The 17,997-nt window shown below is 63.0% G+C and carries 17 protein-coding genes; 9 read left to right on the forward strand and 8 right to left on the reverse strand.

Features of this window, described 5'->3' with window-relative positions; translation table 11 throughout:
- Nucleotides 1-43: 43 nt before the first annotated feature.
- Nucleotides 44-1,141, reverse strand: a complete 1,098-nt coding sequence (locus QTH91_RS18300; protein WP_286661518.1) for an MBL fold metallo-hydrolase — start codon at nucleotides 1,139-1,141, stop codon at nucleotides 44-46.
- Between the two features lie 210 nt (nucleotides 1,142-1,351).
- Here QTH91_RS18300 and rpsU point away from each other — a divergent pair, with 210 nt between their 5' ends.
- From rpsU to QTH91_RS18315, 3 genes are all read left to right on the forward strand, one after another.
- On the forward strand, nucleotides 1,352-1,564 hold the full coding sequence (gene rpsU / locus QTH91_RS18305) for a 30S ribosomal protein S21 (RefSeq protein ID WP_007833691.1): 213 nt from the start codon (nucleotides 1,352-1,354) through the stop codon (nucleotides 1,562-1,564).
- Nucleotides 1,565-1,663: 99 nt separating this feature from the next.
- The gene (locus QTH91_RS18310; RefSeq protein WP_286661519.1) at nucleotides 1,664-2,113 is read left to right on the forward strand and encodes a GatB/YqeY domain-containing protein; all 450 of its coding nucleotides are present in this window, start codon (nucleotides 1,664-1,666) and stop codon (nucleotides 2,111-2,113) included.
- Nucleotides 2,113-2,586, forward strand: a complete 474-nt coding sequence (locus QTH91_RS18315; protein ID WP_286661520.1) for an NUDIX domain-containing protein — start codon at nucleotides 2,113-2,115, stop codon at nucleotides 2,584-2,586. Before QTH91_RS18310 ends, QTH91_RS18315 begins: the two co-directional genes overlap by 1 nt.
- Nucleotides 2,587-2,640: 54 nt before the next feature.
- On the opposite strand, the gene QTH91_RS18320 is transcribed toward QTH91_RS18315, so the two are convergent.
- From QTH91_RS18320 to pmbA, 5 genes are all read right to left on the reverse strand, one after another.
- A complete protein-coding gene (locus tag QTH91_RS18320) occupies nucleotides 2,641-3,681 on the reverse strand; it encodes a fimbrial protein (protein WP_286661521.1) in 1,041 nt (346 codons plus the stop codon).
- Nucleotides 3,678-4,370, reverse strand: a complete 693-nt coding sequence (locus QTH91_RS18325) for a fimbrial biogenesis chaperone (protein WP_286661625.1) — start codon at nucleotides 4,368-4,370, stop codon at nucleotides 3,678-3,680. Before QTH91_RS18325 ends, QTH91_RS18320 begins: the two co-directional genes overlap by 4 nt.
- A gap of 76 nt (nucleotides 4,371-4,446) precedes the next feature.
- Entirely contained in the window at nucleotides 4,447-6,921 is a 2,475-nt protein-coding gene (locus QTH91_RS18330; RefSeq protein ID WP_286661522.1) for a fimbria/pilus outer membrane usher protein, read from the reverse strand.
- Nucleotides 6,922-7,026: 105 nt separating this feature from the next.
- Nucleotides 7,027-7,542 carry a fimbrial protein gene (locus QTH91_RS18335; RefSeq protein WP_286661523.1) on the reverse strand — a complete coding sequence of 172 codons (516 nt, stop codon included), beginning with the start codon at nucleotides 7,540-7,542 and terminating at the stop codon, nucleotides 7,027-7,029.
- 350 nt (nucleotides 7,543-7,892) lie between these two features.
- Entirely contained in the window at nucleotides 7,893-9,281 is a 1,389-nt protein-coding gene (gene pmbA / locus QTH91_RS18340; protein ID WP_286661524.1) for a metalloprotease PmbA, read from the reverse strand.
- A gap of 70 nt (nucleotides 9,282-9,351) precedes the next feature.
- Here pmbA and yjgA point away from each other — a divergent pair, with 70 nt between their 5' ends.
- Nucleotides 9,352-10,005 (forward strand): ribosome biogenesis factor YjgA, encoded by a 654-nt coding sequence (gene yjgA, locus QTH91_RS18345; protein ID WP_286661525.1) that lies wholly within the window; start codon nucleotides 9,352-9,354, stop codon nucleotides 10,003-10,005.
- A gap of 28 nt (nucleotides 10,006-10,033) precedes the next feature.
- Nucleotides 10,034-10,630, forward strand: coding sequence for a molybdopterin adenylyltransferase (gene mog, locus QTH91_RS18350; RefSeq protein ID WP_286661526.1), 597 nt, complete (start codon nucleotides 10,034-10,036; stop codon nucleotides 10,628-10,630).
- A 25-nt stretch (nucleotides 10,631-10,655) separates the two neighbouring features.
- Here the strand turns inward: mog and cysE are convergent, their stop codons facing one another.
- Together cysE and QTH91_RS18360 are read right to left on the reverse strand one after the other, a co-directional pair.
- The gene (cysE, locus tag QTH91_RS18355; protein ID WP_286661626.1) at nucleotides 10,656-11,426 is read right to left on the reverse strand and encodes a serine O-acetyltransferase; all 771 of its coding nucleotides are present in this window, start codon (nucleotides 11,424-11,426) and stop codon (nucleotides 10,656-10,658) included.
- A 75-nt stretch (nucleotides 11,427-11,501) separates the two neighbouring features.
- On the reverse strand, nucleotides 11,502-12,266 hold the full coding sequence (locus QTH91_RS18360; RefSeq protein WP_286661527.1) for an RNA methyltransferase: 765 nt from the start codon (nucleotides 12,264-12,266) through the stop codon (nucleotides 11,502-11,504).
- A 118-nt stretch (nucleotides 12,267-12,384) separates the two neighbouring features.
- Here QTH91_RS18360 and QTH91_RS18365 point away from each other — a divergent pair, with 118 nt between their 5' ends.
- The 4 genes from QTH91_RS18365 to QTH91_RS18380 all read left to right on the forward strand — a co-directional run bounded on the left by QTH91_RS18365 (nucleotide 12,385) and on the right by QTH91_RS18380 (nucleotide 17,909).
- Nucleotides 12,385-13,422: an inositol monophosphatase family protein gene (locus QTH91_RS18365; protein ID WP_286661528.1), complete on the forward strand. Its 1,038-nt coding sequence runs from the start codon at nucleotides 12,385-12,387 to the stop codon at nucleotides 13,420-13,422.
- The gene (locus tag QTH91_RS18370; RefSeq protein WP_286661529.1) at nucleotides 13,419-15,659 is read left to right on the forward strand and encodes an FUSC family protein; all 2,241 of its coding nucleotides are present in this window, start codon (nucleotides 13,419-13,421) and stop codon (nucleotides 15,657-15,659) included. The genes QTH91_RS18365 and QTH91_RS18370 overlap by 4 nt, the downstream gene beginning before the upstream one ends.
- Nucleotides 15,656-16,741, forward strand: coding sequence for a mechanosensitive ion channel family protein (locus tag QTH91_RS18375; protein ID WP_286661530.1), 1,086 nt, complete (start codon nucleotides 15,656-15,658; stop codon nucleotides 16,739-16,741). The genes QTH91_RS18370 and QTH91_RS18375 overlap by 4 nt, the downstream gene beginning before the upstream one ends.
- Nucleotides 16,742-16,931: 190 nt before the next feature.
- Nucleotides 16,932-17,909 carry a Bug family tripartite tricarboxylate transporter substrate binding protein gene (locus QTH91_RS18380; protein WP_390367247.1) on the forward strand — a complete coding sequence of 326 codons (978 nt, stop codon included), beginning with the start codon at nucleotides 16,932-16,934 and terminating at the stop codon, nucleotides 17,907-17,909.
- The last annotated feature ends 88 nt before the right edge of the window (nucleotides 17,910-17,997 follow it).

The following is a 17,997-nucleotide window of genomic DNA, read 5'->3' on the forward strand; positions in this document are numbered from 1 at the left end:
GGTGACTTTTACGGAGGCTGAAGCCTCCACGGTCCGCCGGCCATCAGCGCAGTCCCTCCCACCAGCGTCGGTTGTCTCGCTGCTTGCCAATCGTGAGCACTTCGCCGATCTCCGGCGTCGCCAGATCGATGCCTTGAGCCTGCGCGAGCGCCGATACGCGTTCCAACGGGTCTCGCCAGGTGTGGAACGCCAGGTCGAAGGTGCTGTTGTGAACCAGATAAAGCGTTCGCGCGCCCAAGTCGCGAAAAGCCTGGACTGTCTCTTCCGGGCGCATGTGCACGCTGGGCCAGTAGCTGTCGTAGGCCCCGTTTTCCATGAGCGCGATATCGATCGGCGGCAATCGACGCCCGATCTCCTTGAAGCCTGGAAAGTATCCCGAGTCGCCCGAGTAGAAGATGTGCTGCTCCCCGCTTCGCAGCGACCAGGAGGCCCAAAGGGTGCTGTCACGGTCCCACAGGCTACGGCCGGAAAAGTGCTGGGACGGGGTGGCCGTCAGGGTCACGTCACCCCATTGGCTCTCATCCCACCAATCGAACTCCTGGATCTGATCGGCTGGAATGCCCCATTCGCGCAGGCGCTTGCCCACCCCAAGCGGCACGAAATAGCGGCGCACCCGATCCTTGAGTGCCTCGATGGTGGGCACATCGAGGTGATCGTAGTGGTCGTGCGACAGGATGAGCCCCTCGATCGGCGGCACGTCTGCCAGGCCAAGCGGAGGTGGGTGAAATCGCTTCGGCCCCGCCCAAGTCAGCGGCGAGGCGCGCGGTCCGAACACCGGATCGATCAGCCACCACTTGCCCCGAAGCTTAAGCATGTGCGAGGAGTGTCCCAAGCGAATAATGTGGTTGGACACGTCATCCAGCGCCTGCAACGAGGTGGAGTCGAGCATCCGCACAGGGATGGGATCGACCGGCACCGTGCCCTCCTTGCCGGTAAATAGGAAGCGAGACCAGATGGCCCAACCTGAAGCACTTGGCTGAGCCTGGGGGTTGGGCATGTTCCGGAAGCGCGCGTTCTCCGCCTCGAACTGGGGCGACGCAGTAAGTCGCTCCTGCGACGGATCCGGGCTTTCGGCGCCTGCCTGCCCTGAAAGCAAGGCAGTGAACACTGGAATCAGACAGCCACAGGTGAGTCGCTTCATGAATCTGTACCTTCGCTGGCGAGCTTGACGGACCGCCATCTTCCATTGCCGACAAAGGCTTGCTATAATTGAGGGCTAATTTTTTGGCCACCCTTCTCAACGGCCAGTTACGAGAGCGGCTTCGTGAGCAACGAAGACGCGAGCGAGTTGAGGAAACCAGCAGCCGGGTTCTCGATCTTGCCGGGCTACATCAAAGCATTGACGAGTTAAATGACCACCATCCGCGTTAAAGAAAACGAGCCCTTCGACGTCGCCCTGCGCCGCTTCAAGCGCACCATCGAGAAGCTGGGCCTCCTCACCGACCTGCGTGCCCGCGAGTTCTACGAAAAGCCGACCGCTGAGCGCAAGCGCAAGAAGGCAGCTGCCGTCAAGCGCCATTACAAGCGCGTGCGCAGCATGCAATTGCCCAAGAAGCTCTATTAAAGAGCCTTTCTCCGTCGCATTGGCATTGGCCAATGCAACGATTGAGCCGCGCCGGGGTCACCTGCCGCGGCTTTGTTCATTTTTGCTCAAGGAAAACGCATGTCCCTCAAGGAACGTATCAACGAAGACATGAAGAGCGCCATGCGCGCCAAGGAATCCGAGCGCTTGGCGACCATTCGCCTACTGATGGCCGCACTCAAGCAAAAGGAAGTCGACGAGCGAATCGAACTCGACGATGCGATGGTGGTCGCCGTCATCGACAAGATGCTCAAGCAGCGCAAGGACTCGGTCGCCGCCTTTGCCCAAGGCGGTCGCCAGGATCTGGCTGACAAGGAAGCTGCCGAAATCAAGGTACTTGAGGTCTACCTGCCCCAGCGCATGGGCGCCGAGGAGATCGCTGCCGAGGTCAATGCCATCGTCACCGAAATGGGCGCCAAAGGGCCTGGCGACATGGGCAAGGTGATGGGCGCCGTCAAGACCCGTCTCGCTGGAAAGGCGGACATGGGCGTCGTCAGCGCTGCCGTGAAGGCCGCTCTGGCGGGCGACTGATGAACCCCGGCGACGACGGCGGCCTTGTGCTCAAGGCATGCGCCTGCGTGGTGGACAGGCTCGGGCGATTGCTTGTTTTCTTTCATCCCGGTGACGGCAACATGCAGTTGCCAAAGGGCACCGTCGAACCCGGCGAGTCGCCGGAAGCTGCCGTTCGGCGCGAGCTACTCGAGGAGTCGGGCATCGACTACACCGGCCCATTAGAGCCTCTAGGCATCTTGGAGCGCCAATGCCCGGCCGGAGTAGAAGGCAACAAGGCGTCGCATCCACAACTGTGGCATCTGTACCTGATGCGTATCGAGCATGAGCTGCCGAATGCCTTCGAGCACATTGCCGAAGGTAGCCCTGAGGAAGATGGCCTGGTCTTTCGCTTCCGCTGGTTGGCCACCGGCGACGAACTCGACGAGTTCATTGCCCCCTACCGCCAAGCCATCGGCATGGCCCAGGCCGCATGGGCCACAACCGCTCCCTGACCATCACTTTGCGCCCGGCGGAATCTGCGATCAGCCTGAGCGCATCGATCGGACTCAGTCGTAGAGAACCAGGATGGTCGCCGTCGCGGTGAACGGGCCGACCTTCGGAACTCCGAGTGAAACCAGGCTGGCTGACATCTCCACACTGGCATTCGATTGACTCGCCGAGAAGTTGACCAGCGGAAAGGGCTCTTGAAGCGCAACCTGCCTGCCGTTCGCATCGTTAATGCGAATGCCGAAGTTGCTGTCTCGGGTCGGCAAAATCAGACCGTTCATGATTGGGTGACTTGTCTGCAGGTAACCCCCAATCTTGATGGGCGTCGCGCACTGCTTTTCGAGCGCGAGCGAGAACGGTTGGGTTGGCACCGCCGGCATGAAGCCGCTTCCGGTCGACTGTATCGGACCGAAATCGATAACCCCAGGCTCCGGCGTCACTTTCACGTCGACCTTGCAAGAAGTCCCAACAATGTTGGACAGGCCAGAAAGAACGTACTGAAAGCTTGGCTGACAACAGTTGATGCCCCGCACACCATCGAACTGGAACAGCGAAAACATGTCCTGAGTCGGCTTCAAGAACGGCGACAGGCCATGTTTACGGATGATGATCTGGTAGGTGATACTGACATTGATGAAGCATCTGCCTGCTTCATAGTCCGTCGGGGAGCACGGCGGGAGCACAAACTCAGTGGGCACACCGGAAAACATCCACTCCAACGGATACTCGGTCCCGTTGAACTTGATTGAAATACTGATGCCCCAAGAATTGGGATCGCCCGGATAGAGTGCCTGACTCTTGCCCATCACCGAGTAAAAGGAGATGGGGTCAGCGATGCCAAGGGTCCAGTCGTTTTGCGCCTTCTTGCACGTCCCCGACGTGGTGCGAGTAGGGGAGATCCAGATGATCGACCCATCTGGCACCGAATCGGGAACTGACAGACGACCTATGGGTTCGACGAACTGCGTTTCGTTGGTGTAAGTCTGGCAGGTAAGGGCCCACGCCGATTGGCTGCCGATAGCGGCAAGAATCAGAAAAGTACCAATAGCAAGCGCTTTGCGAACCCGCTTAGCCCATCCTTGCAGCTTCACGGTCATCATTTCTGGGCGCTCCTGCACTGTCCGGCGCCGCAGTCGTAGGGGACTTCTGTCTCTCCGCCGAAGTCGTTGACATGTGTGACATTGAGTCTGCTCGGCAATGCCGTCTTGAAAGGAACCTGGGCTTGGCTCATGGGGCTGACCATGACCGATTCAAGAGGAATCGTCTTCTTGTCTTCCCCGGCCAAGCCAACCACCGTAATATGGAACGGGGTCGGATTGTCAAACACCAGCTGGCCCGCTGCAGCGTCGTGCCGAATGGTCATTGGGAGCGTTGTGTCGGTGCCGCGCTCGGGTTTGATGCTCTTTGGTCGATAGAAGAGTTTCAACCGTGAATGAAGGGCGATCTGCAGTGCATTGACCGCCTCGGACTTCGGCGGGATTTCGCGAATGTTCAGATAGAAGACCGACTCGCGATCACTTGGCAACGCAGAAGACGGCGTCAAAGCGACACGCAAGACATTGCGCTCTCCAGGTTCAACGCGCTGCAGGGGCGGAAGCACGACAAAGGGGGCGGTAACCTTCTTGCCTGTCGCATCCTCAATCCAGGACTGAATGAGAAACGGAAACTGTGGGCTCTTGTTGGTTACGGTGATGCTTTCGGACTGGACGCCCTCGTCGTAGATGACGCGAGTCCGATCGGGCACCACCGCCGCATGCGAAAACATGGGTAGCGAAAGCGCCATGAACATGGCGGTCCGTATGAAAGCGGTCTTTGCCGAGGATGTGTTCGTGTTCATTGAATTTCTCGTTGTGAGGAAGCTCAGGTCAATGGCAAGTGAACGTTGCGGGAGCGCCATTGGGCGGAGACTCGTCAGGCAATTTCTCGATGCTGCAATCAGCGTGTTGAGACAGGCGAACGACCAGCTTGCTTTCCGATTGGATCTGCGTGAGATAAGTCAGGCCATCCTCTCCCACAATCCCAACTTCCTTGCCCGAATTCAGGTCCACAACAGATGCGCCAAATGGGAGCGGCTTGCCGTCCGGCAGGGCGAGGACTGCCTGTACGTTGCGCCCCTCGGCAGCGTCGAAATGCACATATCCAATGGCGCCGTCGGTCAGAACCAGACGTTGTACTGGATGCGTCACTTGCGTCTGCAGTGACAGTTTGTTCGTGTTGACACGGGCGTCATAGGTATTGAAGGGCGAGATCGATCCGATCACGGCGTATCCGCGATCGTTCGTGCGCGCCTGACCTCCGAAGAGCGGCACCTCGGCCACCCCGTCTGTCGAGACGAGAAGTCTCGTATCGCCGTTGTAGCCATTTGAATGGGGAATGACGCCGAATCGGGTTGCAACCAGCGAACCGTCCAGCTGAACGGAAGCGGACGTATAGGAGTTCGATACCGTCGAAGCTTGCGCGCTGACCTGGTAGGTGGGCGTCATCTTCCGTACAGTGCCGCTGGCCATTGGCTTACCGGATGAGGTACCACCATAGCCGGCATAGGAGAAGCCATTGCTATCGCCCCCCATGAAGCCGCCGTTAACGTCTGTGTGTCCTTGACTATTGGACGAGACGTTGGCCGTGACCGCCTGGCCGTTGCCCAACGGAATCGTTGCGGTGAAGTACACCTGCGCCCCATTGCCAGCGTATCCCCGCGTATGAAACGCAGAAAGGTTGAGGCCGACGTTTCTCAGACTGCCCAACGCGATCGTGCGCGCGACGGTGACGCCGTAGCGACTCTCTGCCGGCCGGTCCCAATAACTTGCATAGTCGACCGAAAAGAAGGTTGAATAGTCGAACAGCCGCTTGGCAAGCGTCAAGGAAACGCGCTGACGGCTGCCGGCATTCGAAAGGGAATTCGGATCGCCACTGAACTGCGAAAAAGTGGTGTATGTCCGGTCGGAAAAGCGGTAGCCAAAGAAGCGCAGATCGGTATCCAGCTGTTCGAAGCGCTTGGAATAGTTCAAGCGATAGGACTGGCCTGATCGCGTTTGACCATTCCACCAAAGCGTTGCGCGTGACGTGGTCGCGTCTGCGGATATGGCGCCAATAGCGCCAAGATCCTTGCCCAGACCGAGGGCAGCTGATGAATAGCCCGACGCCATGATCGCGCCTCCATAGACCGTTGCGTCCATTGGCAAACCGTAAGCCGCCTCCGCAAAGGTCACCGTGGGCGTCACGCCCCGGCCACCAAACAGACGCGGACGGCCTACGGCCGCCTTGTAGCGCAGCTCACCCCGACGCGCAAGAAAAGGCACGGCAGCGGCAAATGCCTGAAAGCGCTGAATGGTTCCGTCTTCCTCTTCCACCGTCACATCGAGCGCGCCCTGCACACTGGCGCTGACGTCCTGAAGCGCAAACGCTCCTGCAGATACTTTCGTTGCGTAGATCACGCGGCCTTGCTGAGACACGGTCACCGTTGCGTTGGAGCGGGCCACGCCGGTGATCAGTGGTGCGTATCCACGCAGACTTGGCGGCAGCATCCGCTGGTCGCTCTCGATCGAGGCACCTGTGTAAGCGAACGTGTCGAAGATGTCGGAATTGAGGTAGTTCTGACCGAGTGATGTCGTCGCTCGAATACTCGGAAATGCACGATACGCGTACAGCCGGCTGAACTCGGCCATGTCCTCGCTATGCACAGTTCCGCCGCTTCCGCCGAGTTTCGTCCGACTCTGGAAGTCGCCCCGAAATCGCCAAGCCCCGAAGTTGGCACCGAGCGTGCCGTAGCTGCGCAATGAACTGCTGTTCGTCCAATCTGAGCTGGTTCGTTGCTTGTTGGTACTGGCCATCACGTGATAGTCCAGGACAGCTCCGTTGATGCCATTGCTCCAGCGTTCGCGAGGGATGTAGTTGGGGTCGCTGTATTCGAACGCGACCTGAGGGATGCTGAGCTTGAGGGTGCCGCTGCCCTTCACATACCTGACCGAGGCGCCATCGATACTCCGGATATCGATGCATTCGTCCGCGCCCTTCGGCTGGAGCGCCTTGACAACCTCCGACGTGAGACCGAGGCCGCTCACGAACTCCCGTGAGAAACACGGCAAGCTTCGCTGCGACTCGTCACCATCGACGATCCGAATCGTCTGGCGACCGAAGAATTGGTTGTTGACGACCACATCCACCAGATAGTTTCCTGGCGTCGTGTAGTCAGCATAGGCGAATTGAGACAAATCTGCCTCATTCGAGCCATCGATCTTCAGAAATGCCGAGTTGAATTCGACGGCATGCGTAACCGGGCTCAATAGCACCAGTACCGCAATGAAAAGGGACGACTTTTTGAATTCGAAAGACCGATGCATTGGAAGCCTCTAGAGCGCGCAGGTAGGCGTCTTCCAATGGGCATGACCCATTGAGAATGAAAGAGGGGGCACGCGCCCCCTCCTCTTTTCTTACGGATCAGTCGATCAGTAGTAGGCGACCGTGAAGTTCGCGACCGAGTCAGCAACGCCCGGGGTGACCTTGGCAGCCGTCGACTCGTACATCGCGCCGAACATGACGGTGTTGTTGCCGTTGCTCAGAACGAAGTTGCTCGATTGCTCGGTACCGTTCTTCAGGATTTCGCCGCTCGGTGCCTGCAGACGGATGCCCACGCCGCTTGCGCTGCCGGTCGTACCGAACAGTTCAGCGTTCGCGTCGGCAGCAGCACCCGTGAAGGTGAACTTGGCGTTCTTCTGGGTCGTGGTGTCGCAGTCGGTCAGGATGATCGGGAAGTTCACTACTTCCGAACGGTCGCCAGCAGCCTTGAAGGTGTTGGCCGGAACTTGGCCGAGGTTGACGGTTTGGTTCAGCGTATCGCCGGAGATGCCGCAGGCACCGGTCACGATTTCACCCTTGAAGGTGATGACGCCGGGGTTAGCGGCAAAAGCAGCAGCGGAAACCGCCGAAAAAGCAGCAATAACTGCGAGCTTTTTGAAAGACATGGAAAACTCCCTGGGTTTGAATAATTTACATTTGCCAGTGTTTCACCGGCAATAAACAACTGCTTGCAGCGAATCCGCAATCAGCAATGCAAATTATGAGAATGCCGAACAAACCCTTGCTACGAAAGTTCTCACTTGACCCAAGAAACGGCTGATTCCACGCGAATGTTATGAGCTGTGTTGTCAAGTTCAGACGACACCTAGAACGCACATGCGCGGCGAATGAAATAGAAACGATGTTACTGGCGACGCAACAATTCGCCAACGCACTTATTCACTGAATAATTGCAATTAACAATGTGGCTGCGGCGGCGCCCGCATGGACGCGCGCAGTCTCACACGATGGCTCTTCAGCTACCCGCGAGCTTCATCCGGTTGATGAGGATCGATCCGGTAGTCTTTGCTCCATAGGTGTATTCGTCCGCACCCACGGCCTCGATGCCAAGAAGCATGTCCTTGAGATTACCGGCGATGGTGATTTCCTGAACGGGAAACGCGATGCGTCCCTTCTCCACCCAAAAGCCACTGCACCCGCGCGAGTAATCGCCCGTGACGTAGTTCACGCCTTGGCCCATCAATTCAATGACGAAAAGCCCCGTCCCCAACTTTTCCAGCATCGCGTCAAGATCATCTTGCGCATGAGTGCGGGAGGAAGAAAGTCGCAAGTTGTGCGAGCCGCCGGCGTTGCCGGTCGTTTTCATTCCCAGCTTGCGCGCCGAATAGGTCGACAGGAAATAGCCTTGCAACTTCCCGTCGTCCACGACCTTGCGCGCGTGGGTCTTGACGCCTTCGTCGTCGAAGGGCGAGCTACCCTTGCCACGGAGCTGGTGCGGCTCTTCATCGACGCTCAAATGGTCCGACAGCACAGGCTTGCCCAAGGAGTCGAGCAGGAAGGTACTGCGCCGGTAGAGGGCGCCTCCGCTGGTGGCCTGGACGAGCGCACCCAGCAAGCCGGCCGCCAGGGTCGACTCGAACAGCACGGAGCATTCCGTGGTCTTGACCTTGCGTGAGCCCAGCCGGCTCAACGCCCTTTCTGCCGCATAGCGACCCACGGACTGGGGGCTGGCCAGTTCGTCCGCAGACCGCATGGAGGTGTACCAGGCATCGCGTTGCATGTCGTCGCCGCGCCCGGCGATGGGTGCGACGGAGATCGAATGGCGAGAACTGGCATAGCCACCCCGAAACCCGTGCGTGTGCGCGCTGAAAAAGTGGCTGTGCTGGGCAGAGACGCCTGCGCCCTCGCTGTTGGTGATTCGTCGGTCCGTGGACAACGCCGCGGCTTCGCATTCCTTGGCGATCTCGGCGGCTTCTTCGCTGCTGACAGCCCACGGATGAAACAGGTCGAGCTCGGGAGGGTTGCGTTCGATGTCCTCTTCGTCGGGCAGGCCGGCCACCGGGTCTTCTGCCGTGAACCTGGCGATGTCGTAGGCGGCCTGGACGGTCTGGTGAATCGCAGATTCGGAAAAGTCGGACGTGCTCGCATTGCCGCGGCGCTTGCCGACATACACCGTCACTCCAAGCGACTTGTCACGATTTCGCTCGACATTCTCCAAGTCGCCCTTGCGCACCGAGACGGACAGGCCGTAGCCCTCAGACGCCTCCGCGCCGGCGTCGGTGGCACCCAATTTCCTGGCATGCGCCAGGGCCGTATCGACGAGGTGTTCGAAGTGGTCGCGGCTGTAAGCGAAGCCGCTCTCGCTGCGCGAGGAGATTGTGTCTGCCATGTGAGTGACAATCATACTTTGCGTCCGCGCCGAGCATCTTCAGATGACCGTTGAGCGCGGCCGCCAGACCAGCCCATACAAAGCCATGCCTCGCAAACCAAAAAAAGGCTACTTCGTACGCGGACAGTTCGTGGCCGAAGGGAGCGAACTCGACGTCGAACTCAAGCGCGAACTCAAGGGCCAGGAAACCAGCAAGACCGACCTCAAACGCGAAAGTGCGCGCCTGCAGGCGCTCGGCGAAGCCCTCCTGGACCTGCGCGGCGCGCCATTCGAGCAGCTCGAATTGGACGATCGCCTCACCACGGCCGTCGAGGACGCTCGTCGCATCACCAACTTCGAAGGCAAGCGGCGGCAGATGCAATTCATCGGAAAGCTGATGCGTTTGCAGCCCGCCGAGGTCATCGATGCCATCGAGGCGGCGCTCGCCGAGCAGGACCGACCCAGCGCCGAAGCGACCGCCGCCTTGCACGAGGCGGAGCGATGGCGCGAGCGCCTGATCGCCGACGATGACGCCATCGGCGGATGGATCGAGATTCATCCGGCCACCGACGCACAGCAGCTGCGCGCCTTGGTACGTCAGGCTCGCAAGGACCTCAAGAGCGGGGCTCCCGGTGAAGCGCCGCGCCAGGGTCGCGCCTATCGGGAGCTTTTCCAGCTGGTGCGCAACGAACTAGCGGCACATGGCGCTGAGGACGCGGGCGAAGTTGCCGAGGAAGAGTCGCGCCAACGCGACGCGTGATGCCGAGACAACCCATGCAGGACTGCCCATGACCAGCCCCTACGATCCCATCCGCATCGGTCTCGTCTCCGTCAGCGACCGCGCTGCCAGCGGCATCTACGAGGACAAGGGCCTGCCCGCCCTTCGCGAGTGGCTGGGCAAGACCCTGAAGAATCCGCTCACGTTCGAAGAGCGCCTGATACCGGACGACCAACCCCAGATCAGCCAGACTCTGTCCGAACTGGCCGACGTCGCCGGTTGCGCGCTGGTGCTGACCACCGGCGGCACCGGCCCCGCGCCACGCGATGTCACGCCCGAAGCCACCATGGCGGTGGCCGACAAGCTCATGCCGGGCTTTGGCGAGCAGATGCGGCAGATCAGCCTGCACTTCGTCCCGACGGCCATCCTGTCGCGGCAGGTGGCGGTGATCCGTGGCAAGTGCCTCATCATCAACCTGCCAGGCCAGCCCAAGTCGATCGCCGAGACGCTCGAGGGTCTCAAGGACGACCAGGGTAAACAGTTGGTGCCAGGCATCTTTGCCGCCGTGCCTTACTGCGTCGACCTGATCGGCGGCCCCTATCTGGAAAGCCGCCCCGAAGTCTGCAAGGTGTTCCGCCCCAAGACCGCAATCCGCGCCTTCGAGTAGGCCCAGCAGCGCCTCCGGCTGCTGCCTACTTCCCGACCAGCTGCGAAACCTTCTCTGCCTCGAAGCATGACTGGCGGGCTGCATCCCCAGGCACGCAATTGCTCGGCTGACGGTCCTTCTGCTGAGACAGCTTCTCGATGGCTTGCCAGATCAGTGTAATCTGGCGGTCTTGCGAAGAGGCGCTGTCGATGAGGCTGCGCATGGCCATGGACAGCGGATCGTCGCCCTGCGTCACGCCGTAGGCGGCAAAGGCGCCGCCCCCCTGAGCAGCCTGCTCGCCTGCCGCAGGAATGATCCGCGCCGGAATACCGACGGCGGTGGCACCCGCGGGCACGGGACGAGTGACGACGGCGTTGGAACCGATGCGCGCATCGTCACCGACCGTGAAGCCACCCAGGACCTTGGCGCCCGCACCCACCACCACATTGCGACCCAGGGTGGGATGGCGCTTGGTTCCCTTGTAGAGCGAGGTGCCGCCGAGCGTGACACCCTGGTAGATGGTGCAACCGTCGCCGATCTCAGCCGTCTCGCCGACCACCACGCCCATGGCGTGATCGAAGAACACCCCGTTGCCGATGCGAGCGGCCGGATGGATTTCGATGCCGGTCAAGCCACGGGATGCGCGCGCGACCGCGCCGGCGAGCCAACGCAGCCCATGGTTCCAGCACCAGTGCGCCATCCGGTGCAGCACGACGGCGTGCAGCCCCGGGTAAAGCGTGAGCACGTCCCACGCCGAACGCGCGGCAGGATCGCGTTCGAGGATGCAGCGGATGTCGTTGCGCAATCGCTTGAACATCATGGAACTTCGGGTGATGAGCAAATGGGGTGGCGAGTCTAAGCCCGGTTTCAACGGGCCCACCGTCGGCGGGGGCTATGAATCTGTGGCAGGTGCGGGCTTGCCGTCATCGGCTTGAGCGGACGGGCGGCGCGGCTGCGCCATCATCTTGGCGATGCCCCGCAGGATGTGAATTTCCTCCATCGTCGGCTGCGCCCGATTGAACAGCTGAGTCAGCCTCGGCATCAGTTTCTTGGGCGCCGCCGGGTCCAGGAAACCGATGTCGACCAGAGACTGCTCCCAGTGAGAGAGCATGCCGGCCAACGCTTGCGCGTCGGCCAACTGAGCAGGCGCCGCCGCCTGCGAGACGCCGAAACCACCCAGCGCCTGGCGCCATTCGTAGGCAATGACCTGAATCGCAGCGCCCAGGTTGAGCGAACCGAAGTCCGGCGCGGTGGGGATGGTCAGCGCCACGTGGCAGCGATACACGTCTTCGTTGCGCATCCCGAAGCGCTCCGAGCCGAACAAGAAGGCCACGTGCTGCGACCCGCCTGCCGCAAGCGGCCCCAGGTGCTCGCGTGGGGTGCGCGTCGGCGGACCGAAGTCACGCGGCACCATCGCCGTGGCGCACAGATGGGTGATGCCGTCCAGCGCCTCGTCGAGCGTTTCGACGATGCGGGCCTTGGCCAGCACGTCGAGCGCGCCACTGGCTCGCTGCAAGGTTTCCTCGCGGCGCAGCACGTTCGGCCAGCGCGGCGCGACCAGCACCAGGTCATCGAAGCCCATGGTTCGCAACGCTCGGGCGGCCGCGCCAACATTGCCGGCATGGCTGGTCTGGATGAGGATGAATCGGGTCTTCATGTTCGCGCGCGCCCGCTCAGAAGGTGGGCCGGGTAAAATACGCCGCATTGTCGCCGCCTGCATCGCCGGGCTTCGCTTCTCCGGCCTCCTTCCCGCCGACCAGCTCTTCCTACAATTCATGTCGTCCAACCAGCACCCCATGCTCAACGTGGCCGTCAAGGCCGCTCGCGCCGCCGGCGCCATCATCAACCGCGCTGCACTCGACGTCGAAGCCGTGCGGGTGTCGCAAAAGCAGGTCAACGACTTCGTCACCGAAGTCGACCACGCCAGCGAAAGCGCCATCATCCAGACGCTGCTCGAGGCCTATCCCGGCCACGGCATCCTGGCCGAGGAATCGGGGCGCGAGCATGGCGCCAAGAACTCCGAATTCGTCTGGATCATCGATCCGTTGGACGGCACCACCAATTTCATCCATGGCTTTCCGGTCTATTGCGTCTCCATCGCGCTCGCGGTGAAGGGCAAGATCGAGCAGGCTGTCGTCTACGACCCCACCCGCAACGACCTGTTCACCGCCACCCGCGGGCGCGGCGCGTTCCTGAACGACCGCCGTATCCGCGTGAGCAAGCGCACCCGACTCAACGAGTGCCTGATCTCCACCGGCTTCCCGTTCCGGACCGGCGACAACTTCAAGCAATACCTGGCGATCATGGCCGACCTCATGCCGCGCGCGGCGGGCCTGCGGCGCCCTGGGGCCGCCGCGCTCGACCTGGCCTATGTGGCTGCGGGCTCTTGCGACGCCTTCTTCGAGACGGGCCTGAACATCTGGGACGTGGCGGCCGGCTCGCTGCTCGTGACCGAGGCGGGCGGCCTCATCGGCAATTTCACCGGCGAGCCCGACTTCCTGGAGCAGCGCGAATGCCTGGCCGGCGCGCCCCGCGTGTACGGCCAATTGGTGCCGCTGCTGGCCAAGTACTCCAAGTTCGCCAGCGTCGACGACAAGCTCGATGCCTCCGAGCGCGTTCGCGCCGTGAGCCAGGAAGCAGCACGCCAGTCCGGCAATGCCACCGAAGGCGACATCTACGCGCGCAGCACCGTCTCGCTGCAGCAACCCGACGCGCAAGCCGCTGATGGCGAAGCCGCACCGGCACCCGCCCCGCGCAAGCCGCTGCGCGCGCGCGCCAACCCGGGCAACACGGACGGCAAATTCGGCCGATGACGCTATCGCCCGTCGCCGCGGCGCGCGCCCGCGCGGCGATGCGGGTGGCGCTGTCCTACTACGTCACCAATGGCGTGGCCGTGGCGCTCGGCCTGGCCTTCATCTCGGCGATGGCGCATCTGCTGCTGGGACCGATCGCCGCAGCAGCAGTGTCGGTCGGCGTGATCGTCGCCACGCCGCCTGATCTGGCGGCGCCGCGCCGCGGAAAGCTGCGGCAGATGCTCCCGGCGCCCTTGATCGGCGTGCCCTTGTTCTTCGCGGTGCAGATGCTGCACACGCATCCACTGGAGCTGGGCCTGCTGCTGGTGCCAGCGACTTTTTTCGCCTTCCTGGGCATGGCGTGGGGCAAGCGGGGCATTCCGATCGCCATTGCGGTGATGTTCTCGATGATCTTCGCCATGGCGACGCCTCCACCCGCCAGCGCGAAGGAGGCATTGAGCACCACGATGTATTTCGGACTTGGCGGCCTGCTCTACGTGGTGTGGGCTGCGCTTTCCAACATCGTCCTCAACGGGCGCTACCGCGTGCAGTTCATCGCCGATGTGCTTCTCTCGCTGGCGGCGCTGATGCGCACGCATGCGCGCCAGTTCGACGCGCCCGACGACACCGACGACGTGCGCGAGACCGAGGCCCCGCTGGTCGGCCGGCTATTGCGCGAGCAGTCCGCATTGACCGACCAGTTGCAGGCGGCGCGCGACATCGTGCTCGAATCCCCCCGCACCGAGCGACGCCAGCGCCTTGCGGCAATGCTGATGATCGCGCTGGAAATGCGCGACCACCTGGTGGCCAGCGAACTCGATCTCGAGGCCCTGCGCGCCCATCCGTCCGGCGCCCGGATACTTGGAGAGATGCGCGCCATCCTGGAGGAACTGGCCGGAGAAACCGCCGCACTGGCCGACGCCCTGCTGCTCGGTCGCCAGCCTCAGGCGCCGCTCGACAGACGGCCCTACCTCACCAGCATTCAGATGCCGCAGGACAGCCGCCCCAATAGCGCCGGCATGGGGCCCACGCCCGCCCTGCTGGCACGCGGCATCGCCAACCGCATCGGCCACCTCAACGACGACGTGCTGCGCATGACTCAGGTCGCGCGCAAGGACATCGAGCCCGACCTTGCCGCCGTGCGCACCGGCTGGAAGATGTTCGTCAGCCCCACGCGCTGGTCGCTGGCGCCGTTCCTGTCCATCTGGCGCTGGGACGCGCCACCGCTTCGCCACGCCATCCGTGCCACCTTGGCCATTGCCGCCGGTTATACGATCGCGTCGCTGCAGTCCTGGGGCTCGCACGACTACTGGATCCTGCTGACCATCACCGTCGTGCTGCGCGGCAGCCTGTCCCAGACGCTGGAGCGGCGCAATCACCGCGTGGCCGGCACCTTGCTGGGCTGCATCCTGGCAACCGCGCTGCTGGCATCGCATCCCTCGGCGTTCGAACTGCTGCTCTGCCTCACGGCCGCACAGGCCTTTGCGCATGCATTCGCGATCCGGCGCTACCTCTTCACCTCCGTGGCGGCCACCGTACTGGGGCTGGTACAGGCCCACATGCTCAACACGGGGATGTCGCCGTCGCTGGCGCTGTTCGAGCGCGTGGCAGACACGCTCATCGGCGCCAGCCTGGCCTGGATGTTCTGCTACGTGCTGCCCTCGTGGGAGCGGCATCAATTGCCGGCACTGGTGGCGCGCACGCTGCGAGCCCAGGCGCGACATGCGAAGCTTGCGCTGTCGCCCGAGCAGCTCCATGCGGCCGACGACAGTCCCGAACTGGCCTGGCGACTTGCCCGGCGCGAGGCCTACGACTCGCTGTCGGCCCTGGTGCAGGCCACGCAGCGATCGCTCTCGGAACCGCGCGCAGTGCAGCCGCCGCTCGGGCCGCTGGAGCACCTTCAGGCGCACAGTTATCAGCTTCTGGCTCAGCTTAGCGCCGTCAAGTCCATGCTGGTTCTGCGCCGCGACCGGCTCACACCCGATCAGATCGAAGGGCCGATGACGCGCGTGGCCCATTACATCGACGAACAGCTGTCCGCCGACCCCGCGGACGCTTCGCGCTCACCGCCTCCCGAAGGCATGCCCGCCAGCCCCAGTTCGGGCGGCCCGGTGACATTGCCCGACCCATTCGAACATGACATCAGCCCCTGGCTGCTGCGCCGCCTGGATATCGCCAGTCGCATTGCCGTGCAACTGAAGGTCGACTCGGCACGCATCCTGCAGGCGCTGAACGACGAGCCCGACCCTCAACGATGACGCTTGATCTGCTGACATCCCACGAATGGTTTCTCCCCGTCGTGGCCGCCCTGGCGGCCGCGCCGCTGGCGTTCATCGCCCATCGCATCGCCTCCGCGGTGCTGATCCGACTCACGCGTGGCCTGCCCGGCCTGCATGGCATGGTGGTGCAGGCGCGCTCCCCGGCTGGCTGGCTGATCCCGCTGCTGGCGCTGGAGCTGATCTGGCAGGGTGCGCCGAACGACCTCCCTGGCATCGACGCCGTCCGCCACCTCACCGGCCTGCTGCTGATTGCCACGGGCACGTGGTTGGTGGTGCGCGCGATCCGCGGCTTCACGCAGGGATTCCTGGATGCGCACCCCGCCAACCTGAGCGACAACCTTCAGGCGCGGCGCATCCACACCCAGGGCCGCGTGCTGTCCCGAACGGCCATGTCTGCGGCGGTCGTGATCGGTGTGTCGATGGCGCTCATGACCTTCCCAGGCGCCCGACAGGTCGGCACCAGCCTGCTCGCCTCGGCCGGCGTAATCGGCCTGGTCGTGGGCCTGGCTGCCAAGCCCTTCTTCGGTAATCTGGTCGCGGGCCTGCAGTTGGCGCTGGCGCAACCGATTCGCATCGACGACGTGCTGGTGGTCGAGGGCGAGTGGGGCCGGGTCGAGGAAATCACCGGCAGCTTCGTGGTCGTGCGAATCTGGGACGACCGGCGCCTGATCCTGCCGCTGACGTACTTCATCGAAAAGCCATTCCAGAACTGGACGCGCAGCAGCGCGCAACTGCTGGGCACGGTGTTCTTCTATGTCGACTTCAGCATGCCCCTGGCCCCCCTGCGCGCCGAACTGGAACGCGTGGTGCGTTCCGCGCCCGAGTGGGATGGCCGCACCTTCTTGCTGCAGGTGACCGACACCACCGAGCGCACCATGCAGCTTCGGGTGCTCGCCACGGCGGCCGATTCGGGCCTGGCCTTCGATTTGCGCTGCCGCATTCGCGAAGCCCTGATCGACTTCATGCAGCGCAAGCATCCCGACAGCCTGCCGCAGCTTCGTATCGTCCGCGAGGGCGAGCCGCCCGGCAGCGTCCCCGCGGCGGCGCAGGCTGTGCGCTGATCATCCGCAAGCCCTGTCCGCGTCGCTGGCACGGGCGGCGCCATCGGGGTAATTCCGAGGCACTGTCGTTCGATTCGGCTTCATTGCTGACCTAAAGTCGATGGTTGGCGCCCTGCCCCGACGTGCAGGCGCTGGCAACCACTCGGGCAGGCGTCCCGCCCGCTCGACCAAGTACGACGAAGGCAACAGCATGAATCTCCGCACCACGCTCCACCGCATCGCAGGCGCCATCGCCGCGGCCGGCCTGATGGCCGCCAGCTCGGCACTCCACGCGCAGAACCTCGACGGCCCGCTGCGCATCGTGGTGGGCTACGCGCCAGGCGGCGCCACCGATCGCGTGGCGCGCATCGTCGGCGACAAGCTCTCCGCCAAGCTTGGCGTGCCCGTGGTCGTGGACAACAAGCCTGGCGCGGGCGGCCGCTTGGCCGCGCAGCAGGTCAAGGCCACCCCCGCCAACCAGAACGTGCTGATGGTGGCCAACCCCGCCGTCATCGTGGTCGCGCCCCTGGTCTTCAAGGACAACGGCTACGACGCCGAGAAGGACTTCGTTCCCGTGTCCCACGTGAACGACTACGAGTTCTCGCTGGCTGTCGCCACGGCCGTTCCGGTCAAGCAGCTTTCGCACCTGTTCGCCTGGATGAAGGCCAATCCCAGCCAGTCGAACTTCGGCGTGCCGGCCACGGGCAGCCTGCCGCACTTCTTCGCCCTGATGGCCGGCGAGAAGGCGGGCGTATCGGCCCAGGTGATCGGCTACCGGGGTTCCGGCCCGCTGCTCACCGACCTGATCGGCGGGCAGGTGCCCATCGCGGTCGACACCTTCGATGTGGCCCTGCCGCAGCACGAGGCCGGCAAGATCCGCATCCTCGCAATGTCGGGCACCAAGCGCTCGCCCTTTGCCCCCGACGTACCCACCTTCAAGGAAGCAGGGCTCGATCTGGCCGCCACCGGCTGGAACGCCTTCTTTGCCCCGGCCAGCATGCCGCCAGCCAAGGTCACCATGCTGTCCAAGGCCATCCAGGAGGTGATGAAAGACCCGGACACGCTTGCGCGCTTCAACGCGGCCAAGATGACGGCCGTTTCAAGCAGTCAGGCGCAAACCCAGGCCATGTTGAGCGCGTTCCGTGCGCAGTGGGCCCCCGTGGTCCGCAAATCGGGCTACCAGCCTTGAAACATGCTGCGGCGAGCGTCACGCAACGCCGCAGCGAACGCCGACACGCTTGACGGGCATGCGCTGACAGGGCCGAGCTCGCCCCGGG

The organism is Variovorax dokdonensis (genome assembly GCF_030316895.1).
GTDB classification, from domain to species: Bacteria; Pseudomonadota; Gammaproteobacteria; order Burkholderiales; family Burkholderiaceae_C; genus Variovorax; species Variovorax dokdonensis.

Bases quoted from the DNA above. Each gene is read 5' to 3' on its own strand.
- QTH91_RS18300 (WP_286661518.1), bottom strand. From the start codon at position 1,141: ATGAAGCGACTCACCTGTGGCTGTCTGATTCCAGTGTTCACTGCCTTG.
- rpsU (WP_007833691.1), top strand. From the start codon at position 1,352: ATGACCACCATCCGCGTTAAAGAAAACGAGCCCTTCGACGTCGCCCTG.
- QTH91_RS18310 (WP_286661519.1), top strand. From the start codon at position 1,664: ATGTCCCTCAAGGAACGTATCAACGAAGACATGAAGAGCGCCATGCGC.
- QTH91_RS18315 (WP_286661520.1), top strand. From the start codon at position 2,113: ATGAACCCCGGCGACGACGGCGGCCTTGTGCTCAAGGCATGCGCCTGC.
- QTH91_RS18320 (WP_286661521.1), bottom strand. From the start codon at position 3,681: ATGATGACCGTGAAGCTGCAAGGATGGGCTAAGCGGGTTCGCAAAGCG.
- QTH91_RS18325 (WP_286661625.1), bottom strand. From the start codon at position 4,370: ATGTTCATGGCGCTTTCGCTACCCATGTTTTCGCATGCGGCGGTGGTG.
- QTH91_RS18330 (WP_286661522.1), bottom strand. From the start codon at position 6,921: ATGCATCGGTCTTTCGAATTCAAAAAGTCGTCCCTTTTCATTGCGGTA.
- QTH91_RS18335 (WP_286661523.1), bottom strand. From the start codon at position 7,542: ATGTCTTTCAAAAAGCTCGCAGTTATTGCTGCTTTTTCGGCGGTTTCC.
- pmbA (WP_286661524.1), bottom strand. From the start codon at position 9,281: ATGATTGTCACTCACATGGCAGACACAATCTCCTCGCGCAGCGAGAGC.
- yjgA (WP_286661525.1), top strand. From the start codon at position 9,352: ATGCCTCGCAAACCAAAAAAAGGCTACTTCGTACGCGGACAGTTCGTG.
- mog (WP_286661526.1), top strand. From the start codon at position 10,034: ATGACCAGCCCCTACGATCCCATCCGCATCGGTCTCGTCTCCGTCAGC.
- cysE (WP_286661626.1), bottom strand. From the start codon at position 11,426: ATGTTCAAGCGATTGCGCAACGACATCCGCTGCATCCTCGAACGCGAT.
- QTH91_RS18360 (WP_286661527.1), bottom strand. From the start codon at position 12,266: ATGAAGACCCGATTCATCCTCATCCAGACCAGCCATGCCGGCAATGTT.
- QTH91_RS18365 (WP_286661528.1), top strand. From the start codon at position 12,385: ATGTCGTCCAACCAGCACCCCATGCTCAACGTGGCCGTCAAGGCCGCT.
- QTH91_RS18370 (WP_286661529.1), top strand. From the start codon at position 13,419: ATGACGCTATCGCCCGTCGCCGCGGCGCGCGCCCGCGCGGCGATGCGG.
- QTH91_RS18375 (WP_286661530.1), top strand. From the start codon at position 15,656: ATGACGCTTGATCTGCTGACATCCCACGAATGGTTTCTCCCCGTCGTG.
- QTH91_RS18380 (WP_390367247.1), top strand. From the start codon at position 16,932: ATGAATCTCCGCACCACGCTCCACCGCATCGCAGGCGCCATCGCCGCG.